The 22961-nt window shown below is 68.2% G+C and carries 18 protein-coding genes; 12 read left to right on the top strand and 6 right to left on the bottom strand.

Annotation, left to right across the window (positions count from 1 at the left end; all coding sequences use genetic code 11):
- Positions 1 to 140 precede the first annotated feature (140 nt).
- Both AC6LJ2_RS23685 and AC6LJ2_RS23680 read right to left on the bottom strand, forming a co-directional pair.
- Positions 141 to 842: a hypothetical protein gene (locus tag AC6LJ2_RS23685; RefSeq protein WP_263912632.1), complete on the bottom strand. Its 702-nt coding sequence runs from the start codon at positions 840 to 842 to the stop codon at positions 141 to 143.
- A 60-nt stretch (positions 843 to 902) separates the two neighbouring features.
- A complete protein-coding gene (locus tag AC6LJ2_RS23680; protein ID WP_498152308.1) occupies positions 903 to 2087 on the bottom strand; it encodes an FAD-dependent monooxygenase in 1185 nt (394 codons plus the stop codon).
- Between the two features lie 138 nt (positions 2088 to 2225).
- Between AC6LJ2_RS23680 and AC6LJ2_RS23675 the strand changes: the two genes are divergently transcribed.
- The 4 genes from AC6LJ2_RS23675 to AC6LJ2_RS23660 all read left to right on the top strand — a co-directional run bounded on the left by AC6LJ2_RS23675 (position 2226) and on the right by AC6LJ2_RS23660 (position 10578).
- Complete coding sequence (locus tag AC6LJ2_RS23675; protein ID WP_263912630.1) at positions 2226 to 3131, top strand: LysR family transcriptional regulator; 906 nt, start codon at positions 2226 to 2228, stop codon at positions 3129 to 3131.
- 82 nt (positions 3132 to 3213) lie between these two features.
- Positions 3214 to 4413, top strand: a complete 1200-nt coding sequence (locus AC6LJ2_RS23670) for an efflux RND transporter periplasmic adaptor subunit (RefSeq protein ID WP_498152307.1) — start codon at positions 3214 to 3216, stop codon at positions 4411 to 4413.
- Between the two features lie 10 nt (positions 4414 to 4423).
- Entirely contained in the window at positions 4424 to 7501 is a 3078-nt protein-coding gene (locus AC6LJ2_RS23665) for a multidrug efflux RND transporter permease subunit (protein WP_498152306.1), read from the top strand.
- Positions 7498 to 10578: an efflux RND transporter permease subunit gene (locus AC6LJ2_RS23660; RefSeq protein ID WP_498152305.1), complete on the top strand. Its 3081-nt coding sequence runs from the start codon at positions 7498 to 7500 to the stop codon at positions 10576 to 10578. Before AC6LJ2_RS23665 ends, AC6LJ2_RS23660 begins: the two co-directional genes overlap by 4 nt.
- Here AC6LJ2_RS23660 and AC6LJ2_RS23655 read toward each other — a convergent pair.
- Together AC6LJ2_RS23655 and AC6LJ2_RS23650 are read right to left on the bottom strand one after the other, a co-directional pair.
- Positions 10506 to 11174 carry a nucleotidyltransferase domain-containing protein gene (locus AC6LJ2_RS23655; protein WP_263912626.1) on the bottom strand — a complete coding sequence of 223 codons (669 nt, stop codon included), beginning with the start codon at positions 11172 to 11174 and terminating at the stop codon, positions 10506 to 10508. The genes AC6LJ2_RS23660 and AC6LJ2_RS23655 overlap by 73 nt on opposite strands.
- A gap of 195 nt (positions 11175 to 11369) precedes the next feature.
- The gene (locus AC6LJ2_RS23650; RefSeq protein ID WP_498152304.1) at positions 11370 to 11804 is read right to left on the bottom strand and encodes a YfbO family protein; all 435 of its coding nucleotides are present in this window, start codon (positions 11802 to 11804) and stop codon (positions 11370 to 11372) included.
- Positions 11805 to 11874: 70 nt separating this feature from the next.
- On the opposite strand from AC6LJ2_RS23650, the gene AC6LJ2_RS23645 reads away from it, so the two are divergent.
- Positions 11875 to 12435, top strand: a complete 561-nt coding sequence (locus AC6LJ2_RS23645) for an RNA 2'-phosphotransferase (RefSeq protein WP_445658890.1) — start codon at positions 11875 to 11877, stop codon at positions 12433 to 12435.
- A 110-nt stretch (positions 12436 to 12545) separates the two neighbouring features.
- Here AC6LJ2_RS23645 and AC6LJ2_RS23640 read toward each other — a convergent pair whose 3' ends face one another.
- Positions 12546 to 13475: a LysR family transcriptional regulator gene (locus AC6LJ2_RS23640; RefSeq protein ID WP_445658889.1), complete on the bottom strand. Its 930-nt coding sequence runs from the start codon at positions 13473 to 13475 to the stop codon at positions 12546 to 12548.
- A gap of 233 nt (positions 13476 to 13708) precedes the next feature.
- On the opposite strand from AC6LJ2_RS23640, the gene AC6LJ2_RS23635 reads away from it, so the two are divergent.
- From AC6LJ2_RS23635 to AC6LJ2_RS23605, 7 genes are all read left to right on the top strand, one after another.
- Positions 13709 to 15118 (top strand): M20 family metallopeptidase, encoded by a 1410-nt coding sequence (locus AC6LJ2_RS23635; protein ID WP_498152303.1) that lies wholly within the window; start codon positions 13709 to 13711, stop codon positions 15116 to 15118.
- A 29-nt stretch (positions 15119 to 15147) separates the two neighbouring features.
- A complete protein-coding gene (locus AC6LJ2_RS23630) occupies positions 15148 to 16143 on the top strand; it encodes a Bug family tripartite tricarboxylate transporter substrate binding protein (RefSeq protein WP_498152302.1) in 996 nt (331 codons plus the stop codon).
- A 256-nt stretch (positions 16144 to 16399) separates the two neighbouring features.
- Positions 16400 to 18010, top strand: coding sequence for a PepSY-associated TM helix domain-containing protein (locus tag AC6LJ2_RS23625; protein ID WP_498152301.1), 1611 nt, complete (start codon positions 16400 to 16402; stop codon positions 18008 to 18010).
- On the top strand, positions 18007 to 18357 hold the full coding sequence (locus AC6LJ2_RS23620; RefSeq protein WP_263912619.1) for a DUF3325 domain-containing protein: 351 nt from the start codon (positions 18007 to 18009) through the stop codon (positions 18355 to 18357). The genes AC6LJ2_RS23625 and AC6LJ2_RS23620 overlap by 4 nt, the downstream gene beginning before the upstream one ends.
- Before the next feature lie 147 nt (positions 18358 to 18504).
- Entirely contained in the window at positions 18505 to 20505 is a 2001-nt protein-coding gene (locus AC6LJ2_RS23615; protein ID WP_498152300.1) for a ribonucleoside triphosphate reductase, read from the top strand.
- Positions 20506 to 20554: 49 nt separating this feature from the next.
- Positions 20555 to 20737 carry an anaerobic ribonucleoside-triphosphate reductase gene (gene nrdD / locus AC6LJ2_RS23610; protein ID WP_263912617.1) on the top strand — a complete coding sequence of 61 codons (183 nt, stop codon included), beginning with the start codon at positions 20555 to 20557 and terminating at the stop codon, positions 20735 to 20737.
- Positions 20703 to 21500 carry an anaerobic ribonucleoside-triphosphate reductase activating protein gene (locus AC6LJ2_RS23605; RefSeq protein WP_498152299.1) on the top strand — a complete coding sequence of 266 codons (798 nt, stop codon included), beginning with the start codon at positions 20703 to 20705 and terminating at the stop codon, positions 21498 to 21500. The genes nrdD and AC6LJ2_RS23605 overlap by 35 nt, the downstream gene beginning before the upstream one ends.
- Here the strand turns inward: AC6LJ2_RS23605 and AC6LJ2_RS23600 are convergent.
- Positions 21491 to 22930 (bottom strand): aminotransferase-like domain-containing protein, encoded by a 1440-nt coding sequence (locus tag AC6LJ2_RS23600; RefSeq protein ID WP_263912615.1) that lies wholly within the window; start codon positions 22928 to 22930, stop codon positions 21491 to 21493. The genes AC6LJ2_RS23605 and AC6LJ2_RS23600 overlap by 10 nt on opposite strands.
- Between the last annotated feature and the right edge of the window lie 31 nt (positions 22931 to 22961).

Genomic DNA, 22961 nt, shown 5'->3' with positions numbered 1-22961 from the left:
AACACAGTGAGAGCCGCGGCGAACGGGGGGGCGCGGTGGGTGGACGGCGTGCGGCGGGGCACGGGCGGGCGCCTTGAACCGCGCCGCGGGGGCCCCCGCCGGCACCCGCGGCGAGTCCGCCCGACGCGGTCCGGACCCGGTCAGGACCGCGCGTCGCGCCGCTTGTTCGCGTCCAGCTGCTTCTTCATGGCCTTCAGCCAGGCCTTGACCTGCTGCATGTCGACGAACTGCGTCAATTCGAACTCCAGTTCGCCGATGTATTCCTCGGCGTCTTCGATCTCGGCGGCCAGGTCGTCCATCAGCTCGGCCGGGTCGATGTCCTGGTCCGGATCGAAGTGAAAGCGGGCCGCGAAGTGCTCTTCCACCGCCAGCAGTTCACGCCGCACCGCGGCCAGTTGCGCCGCCAGGTCCGGGCCGGGATCCGGCTCGGGCGGCACCGCCAGCGCCAGGGTCACCGCGTGGGCCTGGATTTCAGCCAGCTCGTCGGCCACCTCGGCATCGAAGTCCGACCCGCTGTGCTTCAAGTACACGGCCTTGAGCCGGTCCACGTCGCAGTCGGCCGGCGTGCCGTCCAGCACGATGGCCGCCAGCGTCTCTTGCCCCAGCTGCTGCACCAGTTCCGAGGCCAATTCGCGCTCGGCGCGGGTCAGCTCTTTCTGCTTGCAGGCATGGTCAAAGCACAGCACCAGCTTGGCCTTCAGTTCCAGCGCGGCCGACTCCAGGGGCGCCAGCACTTCCTCGAACTGCTTCTGGTACACCGGTTCCACCTCGCGCCACAGGCGCAGCTTGGCACGCGCGGCGTCGAGTTGGAGCGCGAGCGCTTCGGGAGAATGTTCTGACATGGCTGAAACCTGTTCGATGAATGCGGCGCACAGCGCGCCATGGCATGATTCGACGGCATTTTATCCCTGCGGGCGAACGCTTGCCGATTCCAGCCCCTGTCCCCACCCTGCAGCCATGGCTTGCACCTGCTGCACCGGGTCGGCCGCCAGGACCTGCTGGTTACGGGTCCGGCACACGTCGGGATCCGTGATGAACAGGGCCTGTGCAAACCCGCGCGCCTGTTGCGTCAGCTGCGCGGTCTTGGCCCCCCGAATTCGAGTGAAACGCTGCAGCGCGGCGTCCAACGTGGCGCCGGCATCTTCCAGGCAACGCGCCAGGTGCCAGGCATCTTCCAAGGCCTGGCAGGCGCCTTGCCCCGACGTGGGCAACGGCGCATGCGCCGCATCGCCAACCAGCAGCACGTTGGCCCGGCTCCAGACGGGCAAGGGCTCCAGGTCATGCACGGCGATCAGCCGCAAGGCCGCCGTGGGCGTGGCCTGGATGAGTCGGGGAATCGGCCCCGCCCATTCGCCAAAAAGGCGTTGCACCTCGGCTCTCAGATCCGCCGCCCCGGCCTCGGGGCGCAGGGGTCGCGCCTGGGCGGCGGCCCAATACACCAGGTCCCGCCGCACCGGCACCAGGCCGAAGCGCTCGCCCACGCCCCAGTAGTCCTGGATGGCCATATCGTCCACCAGCGTCCCGGCGCCGGACGCAACGCCGATCCAGTTCACGAAGCCCTGGTAGACCGGCGCGTTGTCGCCAGCCACGAAGCGGCGCGCGACCGAATCCATGCGGCCATCGGCGCCGATGAGCAGGTCGGGCCGAACGCACACGCCGTTGTCGAACCTGGCCACGGCCCTGCCGCCATCGTCCAGGTCGATCGCCGTGGCGCGATGGCCATACAGGACGTCGATCCCGGCCCTGGCAGCGTGGCTCAGCAGCACGGCCAGCAAATCGCGCCGCAGGATCGTATGGGTGGGATACCCCATCAACCGGTCCAACAACCCGATATCGATGCCGCCCAGCGAATGGCCCGCCGGATCCAGCCGTCGCATCGCCACGGGCCGCCCCCCCACGCTGGCGACGTCGCGCAGCAACCCCAGCGCGTCCAGCACCTGGCCGGCATTGGGCCACAGCGTGACACCCGCCCCCATGGTGGCCGGCCCGTCGCCGCGTTCGTAGACCTTGGGCCGGTGCCCCAGCCGGTGCAAGGACAGCGCGACGCTCAAGCCCGCCACGCCGCCGCCCACGATGCCGATATCCATGTTGAAGACTCCCTGGAATGTTGCCGTCCACCGCCTGCGGGTGGACCAGATTCGAAACGAGACGGCATCGTAGATTGACCCGACTACGATAACTAGCATGCAAAAATAGGATCATTTCTTACTTGAATCGGGATAATCATGCGACAGGCGATGGACCTGAATGCAGTGCGCGTCTACGCCGCCGTCGTCGACGAACAGAGTTTCGCGGGGGCCGCGCGCCTGCTGTCGATGCCCTCGTCCAACGTCAGCCGGCACGTGGCCACGCTGGAAAAAAGCCTGGGCGCCCGGTTGCTGGAACGCAGCACCCGCCACCTGCGCATGACCGAGGCCGGCCAGTTGCTGTACCAGCGCGCCAAGCCCCTGCTGGATGCGTTGGCCAGCACGGAAGAAGAACTGGGCGCCGTGCGGCGCGAACTGCGCGGCCCGCTGAAAATGTGCATGCCCGGCGAGGCGCCCCGGCTGCTCGCCCCCATCCTGGCCGAGTTCTGCGATCTGCACCCCGCCATCGAACTGGAATGCGATACGCGCCTGACGGGCATCGACGCGTTGCGCGAAGACGTGGACCTGTCCATCGTGTTCCACCGCGGCCGCCTGGAAGACAGCGCGCTCATCACCCGCGACCTGGTCACGCTGCCCAGCATCGTGGTCGCAGCCCCGGCCCTGCTCGCCAGGACCGGCACGCCGCGCCACGTGCGCCAGCTGAAAGCCTTGCCCTGCATCACCACGCTCAGCGCGCTCAAGGGCCAGCCGTGGCAGTTCGACGACGGCGCCGGCGGCATCGTCAAAGTGCCGGTGCGCAGCCGCTACCGGGTCAACAGTGGCGAATTGGCGTTGGCGGGCGCCCGCCAGGGCATCGGCTTTGCCATCCTGGCGGCCATGTCGTGCCAGGACGATCTGGCGGCTGGCCGCTTGCAGGAAGTGGCGCTGGACCTGCGGCCCGCCCCGCTGCAACTGCTGGGCGTCTATACCCATCGCCACTCGGTGACCGCGCGCGTGCGCGCCTTGCTGGCCTTCATGCAATCGCGCCTGTCCCCTGAAACCTGACAGTTTGCTGATTCCAAAACGCTAATAATTATTATTCAGATAGAATCCGGACTGTCCCCAACTCCTGACCCTGGCAGTACCGATGTCCCTGCCCCTGCCCGCGGGCTCCCTTTCCCCCCGTCATCGCCCGCCTGAAAAACGCCGCGCCAAGGCGCTGGCGTGGGCCGCCGCCTTGCTCGCGATCGCCCTGGCCGCCTGGGGCGCGTGGCGTACCCTGTCGCCGGGCCCACGCGCCCCCGCCATCCCCAATTACGACCAGCAGCCCGTGGCCGTCAGCGTCGCCGCCGCGCGCAGCGGGCCGCTGCCGCTGGACCTGCATGCCCTGGGCACCATCACCCCGCTGGCGCAGGTGGTCTTGCGCAGCCAGGTGGACGGCCAGTTGCAGCAGTTGCACTACACCGAGGGCCAGGCGGTGCAGCGCGGCCAGTTGCTGGCCGAGATCGACCCGCGCCCCTACCAGGCCGCCCTGGCCGCGGCCGAAGGCGAATTGGCCCATACCGATGCGCTGCTGCACAACGCCCGCATCGATCTGGACCGCTACCGCACACTGGCCCGCCAGGACGCCGTGGCGGGCCAGCAACTGGACACCGCCGAGGCGCTGGTGCGCGGCTACGGCGCCCAGCGCCAACGCCTGGCCGCCCGCGTGGCCGACGCGCGCCGTCTGCTGGCCCAGACCCGTATCACGGCGCCGCAGGACGGCCGCATCGGCCTGCGCCGCGTCGACGCCGGCAACCACGTCCGCGCCACCGATGCCGACGGCCTGACCACGCTGGTGCAGATGCAGCCGATCTCGGCGCTGTTCGCCCTCTCCGAGACCCGGCTGGACCTGTTGCGGCAGGCGCAGGCCCGGGCCGACGGCGCCGAGCTGCGCGTGCAGGCCTGGGACGCCGACGACCGTCGCCTGCTGGCCGAGGGCACGCTACAGGCGCTGGACAACCGGATCCACGCCGCCAGCGGCACCGTCAAGCTGCGCGCCCTGTTCGAGAACGCCGACGAATCGCTGTTCCCGAACCAGTTCGTCAATATCCGGCTGGCCCTGGCGCAGCACGAAGACGTGCTGTCCATTCCCACGGCCGCGGTGCAATACGGCACCGAAGGTGCCTTCGTCTTCGTCATCGATACCGACCTGAAGGCTGCCCGCCGCGAACTCACCCTGGGCCGCGCCAACGCCGGCCGCGTCACCGTCGTGTCGGGCCTGGCGCCCGCCGAGCGCGTCGTGGTCGAAGGCGTGGACCGCCTGCACGACGGCCGCGGCGTGCAGGTCGTGGATACCCAGGACTGAGACGCCCCCCATGAGCCTGTCCCGCCCCTTCATCCTGCGCCCCGTCGCCACCGCCTTCCTGATGCTCGCGCTGCTGCTGTCGGGCATCCTGGCCTGGCGCCTGCTGCCGGTGGCGGCGCTGCCGCAGGTGGACTACCCCATCATCCAGGTCACCACGCCCTACCCCGGCGCCAGCCCCGACGTCACCGCCCGCGCCGTCAGCGCGCCGCTGGAGCGCCGATTCGGCCAGATTCCAGGCCTTTCGCAGATGTCGTCGTCCAGCGGCAGCGGCATCTCGGTGATCACGCTGCAGTTCTCGCTGGACGTGTCGCTGGGCGTGGCCGAACAGGAAGTGCAGGCCGCCATCAGCGCCAGCGGCTCGCTGTTGCCCGATGACCTGCCGACCCCGCCGGTGTACCGCAAGGTCAACCCGGCCGACGTGCCCATCCTGACGCTGGCCGTCACGTCCGATTCGTTGCCGTTGCCGCAGGTCTACGACCTGGTCGACACCCGCATGACCCAGCGCCTGGCGCAGTTGTCCGGCGTGGGCATGGTCAGCCTGGCCGGCGGCCAGCGGCCCGCCGTCAGGGTCCAGGCCAACCCGATGGCGCTGGCCGCGCGCGGGCTGCAACTGTCGGACCTGCGCGACACGATCGCCAAGGCCAACTCCAATCAACCCAAGGGCAGCTTCGACGGCCCGGTGCGTTCGGTCATCATGGACGCCAACGACCAGTTGCAAAGCGCCCAGGAATACCGCGACCTGATCGTGGCCTGGCGCAACGGTGCGCCGGTGCGGCTGGGCGACGTGGCCACGGTGGAAGACGGCGCCGAAGACCGCTACCTGGCCGCCTGGGTCGACCGCCAGCCCGCCGTGCTGGTGAACATCCAGCGCCAGCCGGGCGCCAACGTCATCGCCGTGGCCGACCAGGTCAAGGCGTTGCTGCCGCAACTGACCGCCAGCCTGCCCGCCGCGGTGCAGGTGCGCATCCTGACCGACCGCACCGAGAGCATCCGCGCATCCGTACGGGGGGTGCAATGGGAACTGGCCTTTGCCGTGGGCCTGGTGGTGCTGGTCACCTTCCTGTTCCTGCGCAACCTGCCGGCCACGCTGATCCCCAGCCTGGCCGTGCCGCTGTCGCTGATCGGCACGTTTGGCTTCATGCACCTGGCGGGGTTTTCCACCAACAACCTGACGCTGATGGCGCTGACCATCGGCGCCGGCTTCGTGGTGGACGACGCCATCGTCATGCTCGAGAACATCGCCCGCTATCGTGAACAGGGCCACAGCCCGATGTCCGCCGCGCTCAAGGGCGCCGGGCAGATCGGCTTCACCCTGGTGTCCCTGACCCTGTCGCTGATCGCCGTACTGATCCCGCTGCTGTTCATGGAAGACGTGGTCGGCCGCCTGTTCCGCGAGTTCGCCATCACGCTGGCCGTGGCCATCCTGATATCGCTGGCGGTGTCGCTGACGCTGACGCCGATGATGTGCGCGCGCCTCCTGCCCGCCCACACCGAGCGCCCGCCCGGCCTGCTGGACCGCCTGCAGCAACGCTACGCCGGCTGGCTCGACGCCACCCTGCGCCACCAGCGCCTGACCCTGCTGGCGATGCTGGCCACGGTCGCGCTGACGGGCGTGTTGTACCTGGCCGTGCCCAAGGGCTTTTTCCCGGTGCAGGATGGCGGCGTGCTGCAAGGGGTGACCCAATCCGCGCAAAGCACTTCGTTCGAGGCCATGTCGCGGCGCCAGCAGGCGCTGGCGCAAAGCCTGCTGGGCGACCCCGACGTGGCCAGCCTGTCGTCCTTCATCGGCATCGACGGCATGAACGCCACGCTGAACACCGGCCGCCTGCTGGTCAACCTGAAACCCTGGAGCGAGCGCAGCGCGCCGCTGGCCGACATCATGGCGCGGCTGGACGCGCGGGCCCGCCAGGTGCAGGGCATTTCCCTGTTCCTGCAACCGGTGCAGGAACTGAACATCGAAGACCGCGTCAGCCGCGGCCAGTACCAGTTCACGCTGACCTCGCCCGACAGCGCATTGCTGGCCCGCTGGAGCGCCGCGCTGACCCAGCGGCTGGCTGCCGCGCCGCAATTGGCCGACATCTCGTCCGACCTGCAGGGCGATGGCCGCCAGGCCTACCTGGACGTGTCGCGCGACGCCGCCGCCCGCCTGGGCGTGACGCTGGACGACGTCGCCCAGGCGCTGTACAACGCCTTCGGCCAGCGCCAGGTCGCCACGCTGTTCACGCAGTCGAACCAGTACCGCGTGGTGCTGGAAGTGGACCGTCGCCTGGCCGCCAGCCCCGACGCACTCGAACGCATCCACCTGCAAAGCAAGGACGGCCAGGCCATTCCGCTGTCGGCCCTGGCCAGCGTCAGCGAACGCGCGGTGCCGCTGGCGGTGAACCACCTGTCGCAGTTTCCGGCCGTCAACCTGTCGTTCAACCTGCCGCCGGGCGGCTCGCTGGGCGAGGCCATCGCCGCCATCGAGGCCGCGCGGCAGGACATCGCCATGCCGCCCAGCGTCGAACTGCGGCTGCAAGGCGCGGCATCGGCCTTCCAGGCCTCGCTGTCCAACACCTTGTGGCTGATGCTGGCCGCCGTGGTCACCATGTACCTGGTGCTGGGCATGCTCTATGAAAGCGCCATCCACCCGATCACCATCCTGTCGACGCTGCCGTCCGCCACCGTGGGCGCGCTGCTGGCGCTGCTGTTGACCGGCCGGCCGCTGGACCTGATCGCCGTCATCGGCATCATCCTGCTGATCGGCCTGGTCAAGAAGAACGGCATCATGATGGTGGACTTCGCGCTGGAAGCCGAGCGCAGCCGCGGCCTGGCGCCGCAGGCCGCCATCCGCGAAGCCGCGCTGCTGCGTCTGCGCCCGATCCTGATGACCACCCTGGCCGCGCTGTTCGGCGCCCTGCCGCTGATGCTGGCCACCGGGTCCGGCGCCGAATTGCGCCAGCCGCTGGGCTGGGTGATGGTGGGCGGCCTCTTGGTCAGCCAGGTGCTGACGCTGTTCACCACGCCGGCCGTCTATCTGTTCTTCCACCGCCTGGGCCAGCGCCGCCGCGCCGCCGCCCCGGCCGCCGCCGACCGGCCGGCGCCATGATCCGCGCGCTGCTGCACCGACCCATCGCCTGCATTTTCCTGGCGGTGGCCCTGACGCTGCTGGGCGCGGTGGCCTGGCGCCTCCTGCCCGTGGCGCCGCTGCCGCAGGTGGACTTTCCCACCATCGAGGTGCGCGCCGAACTGCCCGGCGCCAGCCCCGAAAGCATGGCCAGCACCGTGGCTGCCCCACTGGAGCGCGCGCTGGGCGCCATTGCCGGCGTCAGCGCGATGAGCTCGTCCAGCAACCAGGGCGCCACCCGCGTGCTGTTGCAATTCGCCCTGGACCGCAACATCAACGAAGCCGCGCGCGACGTGCAGGCCGCCATCAACGCCGCCCGCGCCGAGCTGCCGTCCGGCATGCCGGGCAACCCCACCTACCGCAAGATCAACCCGTCGCAAGCGCCCATCATGGCGCTGGCGCTCAGCTCGCCTACCCGGCCCGCGGGGCAGCTGTATGACCTGGGCGCCACCGTGCTGGCGCAGAAGATCTCGCAGGTCGTCGGCGTGGGTGAAGTGACCTTGGGCGGAAGTTCCTTGCCCGCCGTGCGTGTTCAGGTCAACCCCAACGCGCTGGCCCACTACGGCATCGCCCTGGACGACCTGCGCCAGGCCATCGCCAACGCCGCCCCCATGGGCCCGCAGGGCCAGCTGGACTCGCCCGGCCAGCGCTGGGAAGTCGGCACGCCCGGCCAGCCGCGCACCGCCCACGACTACAACGGCCTGATCGTGCGCCACCAGGACGGCGCCACCACCCGCCTGGCGCAAGTCGCCAAGGTCAGCGATTCGGTCGAAAACCGCTACAGCAGCGGCTTTCACAACCACAACCCATCGGTCGTGCTGACCATCAGCCGCCAACCCGGCGCCAACATCATCGAGACCATCGCCGCCATCAACCAGGCCCTGCCCGGCCTGCGCGCGCTGATGCCCGCCGACGTCGACCTGACCGTGGTGCTGGACCGCTCGCCCGGCATCCACGCCACCCTGCGCGAAGCCCACCTCACCCTGGGGCTGGCCGTCGGCCTGGTCATCCTGGTGGTCTGGCTGTTCCTGGGCAGCGCGCGCGCCGCCGCCATCCCCAGCGTGGCCATCCCCGTCTGCCTCGTCGCCACCTTCGCCGTCATGTACCTGTGGGGCTTCTCGCTCAACAACCTGTCGCTGATGGCGCTGATCGTGGCCGCCGGCCTGGTGGTCGACGACGCCATCGTCGTGCTGGAGAACATCACCCGCCACCTGGAACGCGGGCTGGCTCCTCGCCAGGCCGCGCTGCGCGGCGTGCGCGAAGTGGGCTTCACCCTGGTCGCCATGACCCTGGCGCTGTCCGTCGTGTTCGTCTCGATCCTGTTCATGGGCGGCCTGGTCGAGCGCCTGTTCCGCGAGTTCTCCATCACCCTGGTCGCGGCCATCGTGATCTCGCTGGTGGTGTCGGTCGCCATCATTCCCAGCCTGTGCGCGCGCTGGCTGCGGCCGGCGCCCCCCGTGGCCGCCCGCCCGTCGCGCCTGCGCGCCGTCTTCCGCCGCGTGCACCATTGGTATGGCGTATCGCTGGCGCGCGTGCTGGGCCACGCCCGCCTGACCTTGCTGCTGCTGGCCGGCGTCATCGGCCTGAACGTCTATCTGTATGCCCAGGCGCCCAAGGGCTTCCTGCCGCAGCAGGACACCGGCCAGCTCGTGGGCTTCGTACGCGGCGACGACGGCTTCTCGTTCCAGGTCATGCAGCCCAAGATCGACGTCTACCGGCAACTGGTGCTGCGGCACCCGGCCGTGCAGGACGTCATCGGCTACAACGGCGGCAGCCTGGGCATCAGCAACTCGCTCTTTCTCATCCGCCTCAAACCGGCCGCCGAACGCGTCGAATCGTCGGCCCAGGTCATCAACTGGCTGCGCGCCAACGCCCCGCCCGTGCCCGGCGGCATGTTCTTTTTGAACGTCGACCAGGACCTGCGCATGCCCGGCGGCTTCGGCAATTCCGGCGACCACGAACTGGCCATCATGGCCAGCGACGTGCCCGCCCTGCGGCAATGGTCGCGCCGCATTTCCCGCGCCATGCAGGACATCCCCGAACTGCGCGACGTCGACGCGGTCGGCGACGCCGCCACCCAGCAGGTGGTCATCCACATCGACCGCAGCGCCGCCCAGCGCCTGGGCGTGGACATGCAGACGATCAGCAGCGTGCTCAGCAATTCGTTCAGCCAGCGCCAGGTCGCCACCCTGTACGACCCCATGAACCAGTACCGCGTGGTGCTCGAACTGGACCCGCGCTACACCGAAGACCCCGAGGTACTGGAACGCGTACAGGTCGTGGCCGCCGACGGCAGCCGCGTGCCGCTCACGGCCTTCGCCACCTATGAACACGGCCTGGTCAACGACCGCGTCTTTCACGACGGCCTGTTCGCCGCCGTGGGGGTGGGCTTTTCGCTGGCAGAAGGCGTGTCGCTGCAACAGGGTCTGGCCGCCATCGACGCCGCCATGGCCAAGCTGATGGTCCCCGCCCACATCCAGACCCGCCTGGGCGGCGACGCCCGCAGCTTCCAGCAAAGCCTGCAGGACCAGCCCTGGCTGATCCTGGGCGTACTGGTGGCCATCTACCTGGTGCTGGGCATCCTGTACGAAAGCCCGCTGCATCCGCTGACCATCCTGTCGACCCTGCCATCCGCTGGCGTGGGCGCGCTGCTCGCACTGCGCCTGGCCAACATCGAATTCACGCTGATCGCGCTGCTGGGGCTGTTTCTGCTGGTGGGCGTGGTGATGAAGAACGCGATCCTGATGATCGACTTCGCGCTGAGCCTGGAACGCCGCGAAGGGCTGACCCCGGAGCAAGCCATCCACCGCGCCGCCCTGCTGCGCCTGCGCCCCATCGTCATGACCAACCTGGCCGGGCTGTTAGGCGCGCTGCCGCTGGTGCTGGGCATGGGCGAAGGCTCGGAACTGCGCCGGCCACTGGGCGTGGCGATTGTGGGCGGGCTGATGATCAGCCAGTTCCTGACGCTGTATACGACGCCGATCGTTTATCTGGCGTTGGAAAGGATGCGGCTGCGGGTGGCGGGGTGGCGCGGGCGGGCGGTGAGGCGGCCGGGATGATGGGGATGGAGCAATTCCTTCTTCCCTATCAGCATGATGAGAGGCCCATCGAGCACCTCACGGATAAACGGACTATCTTGATCCAGCAGCTCGGCATACTGGGCCCGCGTCAGGTCCAGGATGTCCAATGCGCGGCCTGCGTCTGTCATGGCCACTCTCAGTTCGGCCTTGATGCGCCCTGTAATTCGGTCTCCGACCAGCAACAGGTCGATGTCGCTATCGGGACCGGCGTCGCCCCGCGCCATCGACCCAAATACGCACGCGATGTCGATGTCGTCAGCGTAGGCCTCAACGGCCTGCTTCAATGCAGGCACCGCGCCCGCCAACTGTTGAATCAACCGCCGTAGTTCGGGAAAGAAATGCGCGTCGTGATTGGCCCGGTAAAGCACCTGGTTGCCACGGCGCGCCCGCGCCAGGACGCCGGCCGCCGTCATATCGATCAGTTCGCGGGCCAATGCCCCACGCGACACGTCAAGCAAGCGAGCCAATTCGCCCGCATGGAATTCTTCGTCCGGCCTCAGGAAAATCAGCGTCAGTAGCTTTTTACGCAAAGTCGCCGGAAAAAGCGCCGTCAAAGCGTCCTGTTTGTCACTCATGGTCTGCTCCCGCAGTAGGACTAGCTCAGATGAGTGTACTCTTTTTGAGTCTGTTTGTTCTCAAAATGAGTCCTTTCGTTCTCAAGATGAGTTTGACGCAAAAGAACGGCCTCTCCCATGCAAAACGCCTCAAATTGAGACCCTTTGTTCTCAATTTGAGGCTCTTTCTTGTTTCCCGCCAGGCAGAAACTGGAGTCAGTCCCAGCACACCGTATAGATGTGGAACCCCGCACCCGGCTCGGGCGCTGCCGCGTGCTTGCCATAGGGCCAGCCGACGATGAGGCCGTCCGCCTCCAGCCCTTCGAGCCATTGCTCGGCCGTTTCCTGCCGGACCGACGAAATCACGTGGATGTTTTCGGCGGCGGGCCAATCGTCGCACTCCAGCGCCATGCTCCAATCCTGGTGCAGGCCGACATAGACGCCCTGCACGTCAGGCCGCTGCGCGATGGCCTGGAAATGCGCATGGATCTCGCGGATCGGCGGGCGTCCGTACTCCCACTGATTCGGCGCGATGGATTCTTCCTGGTCGTTGCCGGTGAAGTATTCATCCAGCGTCACCACCGGAAAATGCGCATCGTCCAGCGCATCCAGGGCTTCAAGTTTTTCCAGCAGTTGCTTGCGGGGGTCCATGAGGTCTCCTGTAAAATCATGCGCAGTCGGCACATTCAAGTTGCCGGCGCACAATCAATAACAATAAAAAATGCATAACAAAAAGAATACCGACACCAGCAAGTTTCTCAGCTATATCCTGCGCCACGCGCCCGAATCCATCGGCCTGGCACTCGACCAGGAAGGCTGGGCCGACATCGATCAGCTCATTGCCGCCGCAGCCCAACACGGCCGCCGCCTGGACCGGGACCTGATCGCGGACGTCGTGCGTGACAACGACAAAAAGCGCTTTTCGATCTCGCCGGACGGCGCCCGCATACGCGCCGTGCAGGGGCACACCAGCGATAGCGTCGACATCCAGCACATCGAAAAAGAACCGCCGCCGTTCCTGTATCACGGCACCGCCACGCGCTTTCTTGAATCGATCCAGCAACAAGGCCTGATCCCCGGAAGCCGGCACCACGTGCATCTGTCTCAAGACATCACCACCGCCGTGTCGGTGGGGCAACGCTATGGCAAACCCGTGGTGTTGAAGATCGCCGCCGACCGGATGCGGCAGGCGGGACACGTGTTTTTCCAGGCGGACAACGGCGTCTGGCTGACCGCGCATGTGCCGGTGGGGTTCTTTGATGTGGATGCGGCCGCAGGCTGAGCTCGCCGTATCGATCTTCCACGAGACCCCTCTCCCGTCCAGGAAACCTCAATTCCAAAGGAGAACCTCATCTTGAAATTCGAGACCGCAACGGCGCAGGCAGCCCTCTTCTAATCACGCCCACCCCGTTCCCCCTCCGGCGCCCGCGGCGCCGCATTCAAGCGTTCCGCCAGCAACCCCAGAAACTCCCGCGCCAGCGGCGGCAAGGTGCGCCCTTGCAGCGTCACCACCTGGATGCTGCGCTGGCGCATTTCCGGATTGCTGAACGGCACGGCCACCAGCCCCGCGCTGTCCATCTGCCCCATCAACGTCAGATACCCCGACAGGGCCACGATCTGGCTGCCGGGCAGCATCGGCAGAAAGGCCGCCGAATGGTTGGACACGTAGGCCGGTTCGATGTGCAGGCCGGCATTGGCGCAGGCGGCGTCGAACAGCTGGCGCACGGTCGTGCCCGGGTCGCCCAGCGACAGCGGCACCTGGGTCAGGTCGCGCATGCCGATGCTGCGGCGGGTGGCCAGCGGGTGGCGGCGGCACATGATGGCGTAGACCGGGGCGCGGCACAGCAGCTCGGTCTTGAGGCGATCGTCCTGCGCCACGGTATAGCGCAAGGCCATCTGCGACAGGCCTTCCAGCACGTGGCGGTTGACCTCTTCGGGGTGCTCGACCCGCAGGTGAAAGCGCGCTTCGGGGTGGCGGCGCTTGAAGTCGGCCATGCACATGGGCAGAAAGCCGTGGGCAAAGCCCTCGGTGCAGGCCACGCGGATGGTGACATCGCCCAACGCGTTGCGCTGGCGCAGGCCGCTGGCCACGCGTTCGGCTTCCAGCTCGGCCGCGTTGGCGTACGCGGCCAGTTGCAGGCCGGCTTCGCTGAGCGCCATGCCGCGCGCCCGGCGCTCGAACAGCGCCACGCCCAGTTCATCTTCCAGCTTGGAAATCTGGCGGCTGACCGCCGAGGCGGCCACGTGCAGCGCGGCGGCCGCCGCAGCGATGGAGCCGCCGCGCGCAACTTCCAGGAAATATCTCAGACCAAGTGAAATCATGGCAACCTCGTCATGGCAACGCCGTCATCGCAGATCTGCCATCGCCCGTCCGTCATGGATTACCCGCAACGTGCCCCCGCAGCACCTCGCGCGACAGCGCCCCGCAAGACCCGCCCTCGGGGAAACGCGCCCAATCCATGCCTAAATGGCAATGCTCATATGCGAAATATCTAATTGTGGCACGCGACCAGCCGTAATAACTTTGTGCCTTCGCCGCCTACCCCGAGACCGCAGTGACCCGCGAACAAGCCATCCAGCATGCCACCCAAGCCTATGACGACGGTTCCCTCCTGGCCGAGCTGGCCGGCCGCGTCGCCTACCAGACCGAAAGCGAAGTGCCCGACCAGGGCCCGCGCCAGCATGCCTACCTGAACGACAACCTGGTGCCGGCGCTGACCGAACTGGGCTTTTCCTGTCAGGTGCATCCCAACCCGACGGGCATGGACCTGCCCATCCTGGTGGCGCGGCGCATCGAAGACCCGGCGCTGCCAACGGTGCTGATGTACGGCCACGGCGACGTGGTGCGCGGCAACGCGGCCAAGTGGGAAGCGGGCCGCGACCCCTGGCGCCTGCAGGTCGACGGCGACCGCTGGTACGGCCGCGGCACGGCCGACAACAAGGGCCAGCACACCATCAACCTGACCGCGCTGCGCCAGACCCTGCGGGCGCGCGGCGGCAAGCTGGGCTTCAATACCACCTGGCTGATCGAGACCGGCGAAGAAGCCGGCTCGCCCGGCTTGGCGGCGTTCTGCGAAGCACAGCGCGAGACGCTGGCGGCCGACGTGTTCATCGCCAGCGACGGACCGCGCCTGAACGCCGCGCGTCCCACGCTGTTCATGGGCTCGCGCGGCGCGGTGAATTTCGAACTGTCGCTGCGCGCGCGTGAACGCGGCTATCACTCGGGCAACTGGGGCGGCTTGCTGGCCAACCCCGCCATCGTGCTGTCGCACGCCATCGCCTCGCTGGTGGACGCCCGCGGCCGCATCCAGGTCGAGGGCCTGCGCCCGCCCCCCATCCCGCCAGCCGTGGCCGCGGCGCTGGCCGACCTGGAAGTGGGCGGCGGCGCGGACGACCCCGAGATCAACGCGTACTGGGGCGAACCGGGCCTGTCGGCGCCGGAAAAGGTGTTCGGCTGGAACAGCCTGGACGTGCTGACCTTTGGCGCGGGCGACCCGGCCAAGCCGGTCAACGCCATTCCGCCCGAGGCCGTCGCCTGGTGCCAGTTGCGCTTCGTGGTGGGCACCGACTGGAAGGCGCTGGAATCGCACGTGCGCGCGCACCTGGACCAGGCGGGCTTCACCGACGTGAAGATTCGCGTGGGCATGCAGGCCGGCGCCACCCGCCTGTCGCCCGACAACGCCTGGGTGCGCTGGGCCGCGGCCTCGCTGGAACGCACCACGGGCCGGCGCCCGGCGCTCTTGCCCAACCTGGGCGGCTCGCTGCCCAACGACATCTTTGCCGACCAGCTCGGCCTGCCCACCCTGTGGGTACCGCATTCGTATCCGGCCTGCGCGCAGCATGCGCCCAACGAACACCTGCTGGGCAGCGTGGCGCGCGAAGGGCTGGCGATCATGGCGGGCCTGTTCTGGGACCTGGGCGACCAGGGCGCGGCCCTGCGCCAGAAAGCCGCGCCTGCCGCCTGACCGATTTCCCCACGATCTTCGACCCGTCCATGACTGCCCCTACGCTGAACCGCCTGTCCGCCGCCGCCCTGCTCGCGGCGACCCTGCTTGCCACCACCTGGACCCACGACGCCCGCGCCGCCTATCCCGAACAGGCCATCAAGCTGGTCGTGCCCTTCACGCCCGGCGGCGCCACCGACGCCGTGGCCCGCCTGCTGGCCAACAAACTGTCGGGCAAGCTCGGCCAGGCCGTCATCGTCGAAAACCGCCCGGGCGCCTCGACCGTCATCGGCGCCGACGCCGTGGCGCGGGCCCAGCCCGACGGCTACACGCTGCTGCTGTCGGGCAGCACCACGTACACGGTATTGCCGGCGCTGAAACCTTCGCTGCCCTACGACCCTCGCAGCAGCTTCGAACACATCGCCATCGTGGCCCTGGCGCCCGTGGTGCTGCTGGTGCAGAACAGCGTGGCGGCCCACACCGCCCAGGAAGCCGCCGAACTGGCCCGTCGCCAGAGCGCCAGCGGCGGCCTGATGTACGGCACCTTCGGCCCGGGATCCGCGCCGCACCTGGTGGGCGAAATGTTCGCCGAAGCCGCCGGCGCCAAGATGACGCCGGTGCCCTACAAGGGCAGCGCACAGTTCATCACCGCGCTCATCGGCGGCGAGATCGCGTTGGGCGTGGATACGGTGTCGTCCGCCGCGCCGCAGGTCAAGGCCGGCAAGGTGCGCGCCCTGGCCGTCACCGGCGAGCACCGCGTGCCGCAATTGCCCGACGTGCCCACCTTCATCGAAAGCGGCCTGCCCAGCGTGTCGATGGTGGGCTGGTACGGCCTGGTGGCGCCGGCCCGCACGCCCGCCCCGGTGCTGGATACGCTGAACGCCGCCGTGTCCGACATCATGCAGGACCCGCAGGTGCGCGGCGCGATCACCGATCTGGCGCTTGAACCCGTATACCTGCCCGGCCCGGCCTTCAAGGCCCGCATGGAAGACGAACTGCGCACGTTTGGCGAAGTGGGTCGGCGCGCCGATATCAAGCTGGACTGAGGCCTGGGCAGGCGGTTTCGTCACCCCGCGGGCTTGACGCCGCCATCCCCTGACAGACCGCGCTTCTCGCGACGCCGCCGGCCTTTGGCCGGTGTATCCCTGCCAGGAAAACCGGGCCGCACATCGCTGCGGCCCGCCCCACTCCGACCCCATTTAGACTAGAATCGGAACCATTCTCAATAAAATGCCCCGCGCCCCGTCTGTGGCCGCGTCGACAATAAAGAGGCTCGTTCTGAAATCCGGTTTCCGCTTATCCATGGCCTGGCTGCACACCTGGGTCGGCCTGTGGTTTTCCTGGCTGCTGTTCGCGGTCTTCCTGACCGGCACGCTGGCGGTGTTTTCCGAGGCCATCACGCATTGGATGACACCCGAGCATCACGCCGCCGAAGCCCGGGACGCGCAGCAGACGCCCGCCCCCGTCAACCGTGAACGCCGGCTGGAACTGGCCGTGCAATACATGTCGCGCCACCACGCGGGCGCCGGCATGTGGGAGATCTGGCCGGTCGACCGCTTTCACGACAATGGCCTGGTGGCCTATTGGTTCGACAAGAACGGCCAATACGCCGACGCCGAGCTGGATCCCGACACGGGCCAGGCACTCGCCGAGGATTCCCACGGCGCCGCCCGCGCCACGATCGGCGGCACGCACTTCGTCGACTTCCACTACACCCTGCACACCGATCCCGTCGGTCTGTGGATCGTGGCCTTCGCGGCCATGGCGATGCTGGTGGCGATGGTGTCCGGCGTGGTCACGCACAAGCGCATCTTCAAGGACTTCTTCACCTTCCGCGTCAAGAAAGGCCAGCGTTCGTGGCTGGACGCCCACAACGCGACCGCGGTGCTGACGCTGCCATTCCAGTTCATGATCGTCTACACCGGCATCGTCATCTCGAGCGTGACGCTGATGCCCGCGCCGATGGTGGCGGCCTATGGGTCCGGCACGCAAGCGTCGCGCCAGTACCTGGCCGAGCTGATGGGCGAAGACAAACCCGCGCCCACCGGCACGCCCCTGGCCATGCCGGCCCTGGAGCCGCTGGTCGCCCGCGCCGAGCAGATGATCGGCCAGAGCGCCCGCGCCATCGTCATCAACAACCCCGAAGACGGCGCCATGCGCATCGGCGTGTATGGCTGGAACGAAGACGCCGACACCTACCGCTCGATCAGCAACACCACGGGCATGGTGGAGTTTTCCGGCGCGACCGGTGAAGTGCTGCGCATGCGCCCGCCCGGCGGCGTGCATGGCGGCAGCGCGTCGCTGACCCGCCAGGTCATGTCCGACCTGCACATGGTCAAGTTCGGCGGCGCGGCCATGAAGTGGCTGTACTTCCTGTGCGGCCTGGCCGGCGCCGCCATGATGGGCACGGGCGCCGTGCTGTTCATGGTCAAGCGCCGCGCCAAAATGGGCAACGAATTCGGCGCCGCCACCGCGCGCGTCTACCGCCTGATCGAAGGCCTGAACGTGGCGGCATTGGCGGGGCTGGCCATCGCCTGCATCGCCTATCTGTGGGCCAACCGCCTCTTGCCTGTGTCGCTGCCGCAGCGCGCGGGCTGGGAAGTGCGCGTGTTCTTCATCGTGTGGGCGCTGACGTTGGCGCATGCCTGGCTGTGCACGCCGCGGCGCGCCTGGATCGGGCAACTGGGTCTGTTGGCAGCGCTGTGCCTGCTGCTGCCCGTGCTGTCGCTGGTGACGCTGGGCGATCATCCGCTGGCGCAGATCGGCCGCGGCGACTGGGAAAGCGCCGGCGTCGAACTCACCGCCATGGCCACGGGCCTGGCCGCCGGCTGGGCTGCGATACGATTGCGCAACAGCCCCTTGTCGGCGCCCCCGCCGCGCAAGACCCGCGCGCAACAGGAAGCCGCAGCATGAATCTGAACGACGCATTCGGCATCGCCATGGCGCTGCTCTTGACCTATTCCGGCATGGCCTGCCTCAGCCTTGCCATGCCGCGCCACTACGATCAGGTCTGGGGCCGCGACCCCAAGGCCGGCCACACCCGCGTGCTGCGCGGCGCCGGCATCCTGCTGCTGCTGCTGGCGCTGCTGCCCTGCGTGGGCCTGTGGGGCAACACCGTGGGCGTGGTGGCCTGGCTGGGCTGGCTGTCGGCCGGCGCGCTGCTCTGGGTCGGCATGCTGTCGTGGGCGCCGCGCCCGGCGATGGGCACCGCGGCGTTGGCGGTGGTGATTTCCCTCGCGGGCATCAGCTTCGGGTTCTAGGCTGACGCCGTCCAATTGCGCCGGCGCGGGGCCGCCCGGCGCCATTTGACCCGCATCAAACCCGGCCGACAAACAGCGCGGCCAAGTCGCATTGAGCACCATAGGTGGTGGTAGAGTTTTCTCACCCCACAACATATGGTGCCAGCGATGCAACTCGAACACATCCTCAAGCGCGACGGCCGGGTCGTGGAATTCGACCACGCCAAGATCGCCGCGGCCATCGCCGCCGCCGGCCGCAGCACGGGCGAACTGGACGCCGACATCGCCTTGGCGCTGACCGCCGCCGTGATCGACGCGCTGGCCGCCGACGGCAATGTCTGCCCGGGCGTGGAGACCATCCAGAACCAGGTCGAAGAAACCCTGGTGCGCGCCGGCTACTGGCGCACCGCCCGCGCCTACATCGTGTACCGCGAACAGCACGCCCGCCTGCGCGCGCTGCGCCACACGCTGGTGGACGTGGAAAGCGCCATGGAGGAATACCTGGAACAGCGCGACTGGCGCGTCAACGCCAACGCCAACCAGGGCTACAGCCTGGGCGGACTGATCCTGAACGTGGCCGGCAAGGTCACCGCCAACTACTGGCTGTCCAACGTCTTCACCCCCGAGGCCGGCCGCGCCCACCGCGAAGGCGACCTCCACATCCACGACCTGGACATGCTCAGCGGCTATTGCGCCGGCTGGTCGCTGCGCCAGTTGCTGACCGAAGGCTTCAACGGCATTCCCGGCAAGGTCGAATCCACGCCGCCGCGCCACATGTCGGCCGCCATCGGCCAGATCGTGAACTTCCTGGGCACGTTGCAGAACGAATGGGCCGGCGCCCAGGCGTTCAGTTCGTTCGACACCTACATGGCGCCCTTCATCCGCCGCGACGCGATGACCTATGCCGAGGTCAAGCAGGCCATGCAGGAACTGATCTACAACCTGAACGTGCCCAGCCGCTGGGGCACGCAGACGCCCTTCACCAACCTGACCTTCGACTGGACCTGCCCGGCCGACCTGAAGGACCAGATTCCCTACGTGGGCGGCGAGGAAATGCCCTTTGCCTACGGCGATCTGCAAGTCGAAATGGACATGATCAACCGCGCCTACATCGACGTGATGATGGCCGGCGACGCCAAGGGACGCGTCTTCACCTTCCCCATTCCCACCTACAACATCACGCCCGACTTCGACTGGGACCACCCCAACACCACGCGCCTGTTCGAGATGACGGCGCGCTACGGGCTGCCTTACTTCCAGAACTTCCTCAATTCCGACCTGGAACCGCACATGGTGCGATCCATGTGCTGCCGGTTGCAGCTGGACCTGCGCGAGCTGCTCAAGCGCGGCAACGGCCTGTTCGGGTCGGCCGAGCAGACCGGCTCGGTCGGGGTGGTGACGGTGAACTGCGCCCGCCTGGGGCATACCTGCAAAGGCGACGAGGCCGCGCTGATGGCGCGCCTGGACCACCTGCTGGGGCTGGGCCGCGACGTGCTCGAAACCAAGCGCAAAGTGGTGCAGCGCTATATCGACCAGGGCCTGTATCCCTACACCCGGCGTTACCTGGGCACGCTGCGCAACCACTTCAGCACGCTGGGGGTGAACGGCATCAACGAGATGATCCGCAACTTCAGCGGCGACACCGACGACGTCACCACGCCCGCCGGCCACGCGCTGGCCGTGCGCCTCCTGGACCGGGTGCGCCAGCGCATGACGCAGTTCCAGGAAGAAACCGGCCACCTCTACAACCTGGAGGCCACGCCGGCCGAAGGCACCACCTACCGCTTCGCCCGCGAAGACAGAAAGCGCTGGCCCGACATCCTGCAGGCCGGCACCGCGGCCCAGCCCTACTACACCAATTCCAGCCAACTGCCCGTGGGCCACACCGACGACCCGTTCGAAGCGCTGTCGCTGCAGGAAGCGCTGCAAGGCAAGTACACCGGCGGCACCGTGCTGCACCTGTACATGAACGAGGCCGTGTCGTCGGCCGAGGCCTGCAAGGCGCTGGTGCGGCGCGCGCTGTCGAACTTCCGGCTGCCCTACATCACCGTCACGCCCACGTTCTCGATCTGCCCCAACCATGGCTACCTGGCCGGGCACCACGAGTTCTGCCCGAAGTGCGATGCCGAATTGCAAGCCAAACAGACGGCGTGCTGCGCGCCCGCTTGAATTTTTTCACCGGACGATCCCCGCCCGGCCCTACACCAAGGAACCTGCCATGCAAACCTTGATCTCTCCTGAAACCACCGCCCCGCAGGCCCTGCCCCTGGACGACAGCCAGCGGGTGCGTTGCGAAGTCTGGACCCGCGTCATGGGCTATCACCGCCCCGTCTCTTCCTTCAACACCGGCAAACAGGGCGAATTCCATGAACGCCGCTTCTTCGTCGAACGGCGTGCCTGACGCGCCCGGCGGCCGCCCGGCCGCCCCGGCTGCGCGCCGCCAGGCGCTGCGCGTAGTCCGGGCCGCGCCGCCGCGTCCGGTGGCGCAGCCGCTGCCGCGCCATTGCCCGGCGGTGGGCGGCCTGACGCCGTTTTCCACCGTGGACTGGCCCGGCACGCTGGCCGCCGTGGTCTTCATTGCCGGCTGCCCCTGGCGCTGTCACTACTGCCACAACCCCGAATTGCAGACCCGCGCCGCGCGCTATGACTGGCGCGACGTGCGCGCCTTCCTGGACACCCGCCAGGGCTTGCTGGACGCGGTGGTGTTCTCCGGCGGCGAACCGCTGAGCGAACCGCGCCTGCCCTCGATGATCCGCGAAGTGCGCCGCATGGGCTTTCGCATCGGCCTGCACACCGCCGGCATCTATCCGCTACGCCTGGCCGATGTCATGCGTTACCTGGACTGGGTGGGCCTGGACATCAAGGCCGATGCGCAGGGCTATGACGACATCACCGGCCGGCGCGACTCGCAACGCCCCGCCCAGGCCTGCCTGACGCAATTGCTGACGGCCGGCATGGATTTCGAATGCCGCATCACCTGGCATCCGGACTGGCTGAGCGAAACCCGCCTGCTGGCCCTGGCCCGCGAACTGGCGCGCCGCGGCGTGAAACGCTTTGCGGTGCAAAGCGCGCGGTCCAGCGCCGACGCCGCGCCGGCCTGGCACCTGACCGCCCCCGCGCAGGCCACGCTGCAGGGCCTGTTCGAACCGTTCGCCTATCGCTGAACACGGCGCCGGCCGGACTGGCCCAGCCGCGCCGCCAGCGCCGTCTGGAAGCGCGGCGATACCACCGCGCCCACGTTGCAGCGCGACCACGGCGACACCGCCGTCGGGTCCACGCTGAAGACGCGGCCCGGCGCCATGATGACTTTTTCCGGCATCAGGTCCTGCGCCAGCGTCAGTGAATTTTCCACGCCGGGAAACGCCGACCACAGATACAGCGAACGGGTGGGCCGCACGTACACGTCGGCCCCCAGCGCATCCAGCACGTGCAGCGCATTGCGGGTGGCGGCTTCCAGGCGCTGGCGCAGCCGCACCAGGTGGCGTTCGTAATGGCCGTCGCGCAGCATCACATCCACCATGCGTTCGCAATATTCCGAACTGCTGACGTGCACCAGCGCCTTCAGGTCGGCCAGGTCGCTGGCCAGCGCCGCGCCGCAGGCGATGAAGCCCACCCGCAACGCCGCCGAAAACGACTTCGAAAAGCTGCCGATGTAGACCGTGCGCTCCAGCTGGTCCAGCGCCGACATGCGCACCGCCGACGTCGGCTTGAAGTCGGCCAGGGGGTCGTTCTCGACCACGACCAGGTTGTGGCGTTCGGCCAGTTGCAGCAGCTTGTAGGCCTTGGCCGGCGAGATATCGGACCCGGTGGGGTTATGCGCCAGCGACTGGGTGAAGAACAGGCGCGGCTTCTCGCGTTGCAGCAAGGCTTCCAGTACGGCCAGGTCGGGGCCGTCGGCCAGGCGCGGCACGCCCAGCATGCGCACGCCCGCCAGCTTGAGCTTGCCGAACAGCGGGTAGTAGCCCGGGTCGTCCACCAGCGCCGCCGCGCCCGGCGGCAGGAAGTAGCGGATCACCAGGTCCATGGCTTCGTTGGCGCCATGGGTCAGCACCAGTTGCGACGGCGCCGCGCTGATGCCCACGTCGCCCAGCTTGCGCACCAGGCTTTCGCGCAGCGGCGCATAGCCGAAGCGGCTGCCGTAACGGAACAAGGTACCCAGCCCCGTGCGCACCACCTTCTGGTGGTAGCGGTCCATGCGCATGTCGGCCAGCCATTCCACCGGCGGAAAGCCGTCGCCCGCGGCGATGGCGTCGGGCTGCGTCTTCAGTTGTTCGCGCATCAGCCAGACGATGTCCATGGCGCGGCTGAGCTGGCCCGGTTCTTCGTCGGCCGCGCGTTGCGCCGGGCCCGTGTCCAGCACGTAGAAGCCGGACCCGCGGCGTGGCTCGACCAGCCCGCGCGCCACCAGCATTTCAAACGCCACCACCACCGTGTTCTTGGCGTAGCGATGCAATTGCGCCAGCTCGCGCAGCGACGGCAGTTTGTCGCCCGGACGGTAGACGCCGTCGGCGATCTGGCGTCCGATCAGGCGGGCCAGGCTGTCGGCGATGGGTGCGGCGCGCGGGGCGCGGCCCAAGGGATTGTCGTCGTCCACGGGGTGGGATTCCAGTCGGGAGCAGGCCAAA

The sequence above is a fragment of the Achromobacter sp. 1014246743 genome, assembly GCF_059760725.1.
This window is presented reverse-complemented; position numbering and strand designations above follow the sequence as displayed.

Excerpts from the sequence above, each read along its gene's own strand:
- AC6LJ2_RS23685 (WP_263912632.1), bottom strand. The coding sequence starts at position 842 with ATGTCAGAACATTCTCCCGAAGCGCTCGCGCTCCAACTCGACGCCGCG.
- AC6LJ2_RS23680 (WP_498152308.1), bottom strand. The coding sequence starts at position 2,087 with ATGGATATCGGCATCGTGGGCGGCGGCGTGGCGGGCTTGAGCGTCGCG.
- AC6LJ2_RS23675 (WP_263912630.1), top strand. The coding sequence starts at position 2,226 with ATGCGACAGGCGATGGACCTGAATGCAGTGCGCGTCTACGCCGCCGTC.
- AC6LJ2_RS23670 (WP_498152307.1), top strand. The coding sequence starts at position 3,214 with ATGTCCCTGCCCCTGCCCGCGGGCTCCCTTTCCCCCCGTCATCGCCCG.
- AC6LJ2_RS23665 (WP_498152306.1), top strand. The coding sequence starts at position 4,424 with ATGAGCCTGTCCCGCCCCTTCATCCTGCGCCCCGTCGCCACCGCCTTC.
- AC6LJ2_RS23660 (WP_498152305.1), top strand. The coding sequence starts at position 7,498 with ATGATCCGCGCGCTGCTGCACCGACCCATCGCCTGCATTTTCCTGGCG.
- AC6LJ2_RS23655 (WP_263912626.1), bottom strand. The coding sequence starts at position 11,174 with ATGAGTGACAAACAGGACGCTTTGACGGCGCTTTTTCCGGCGACTTTG.
- AC6LJ2_RS23650 (WP_498152304.1), bottom strand. The coding sequence starts at position 11,804 with ATGGACCCCCGCAAGCAACTGCTGGAAAAACTTGAAGCCCTGGATGCG.
- AC6LJ2_RS23645 (WP_445658890.1), top strand. The coding sequence starts at position 11,875 with ATGCATAACAAAAAGAATACCGACACCAGCAAGTTTCTCAGCTATATC.
- AC6LJ2_RS23640 (WP_445658889.1), bottom strand. The coding sequence starts at position 13,475 with ATGATTTCACTTGGTCTGAGATATTTCCTGGAAGTTGCGCGCGGCGGC.
- AC6LJ2_RS23630 (WP_498152302.1), top strand. The coding sequence starts at position 15,148 with ATGACTGCCCCTACGCTGAACCGCCTGTCCGCCGCCGCCCTGCTCGCG.
- AC6LJ2_RS23625 (WP_498152301.1), top strand. The coding sequence starts at position 16,400 with ATGGCCTGGCTGCACACCTGGGTCGGCCTGTGGTTTTCCTGGCTGCTG.
- AC6LJ2_RS23620 (WP_263912619.1), top strand. The coding sequence starts at position 18,007 with ATGAATCTGAACGACGCATTCGGCATCGCCATGGCGCTGCTCTTGACC.
- AC6LJ2_RS23615 (WP_498152300.1), top strand. The coding sequence starts at position 18,505 with ATGCAACTCGAACACATCCTCAAGCGCGACGGCCGGGTCGTGGAATTC.
- nrdD (WP_263912617.1), top strand. The coding sequence starts at position 20,555 with ATGCAAACCTTGATCTCTCCTGAAACCACCGCCCCGCAGGCCCTGCCC.
- AC6LJ2_RS23605 (WP_498152299.1), top strand. The coding sequence starts at position 20,703 with ATGAACGCCGCTTCTTCGTCGAACGGCGTGCCTGACGCGCCCGGCGGC.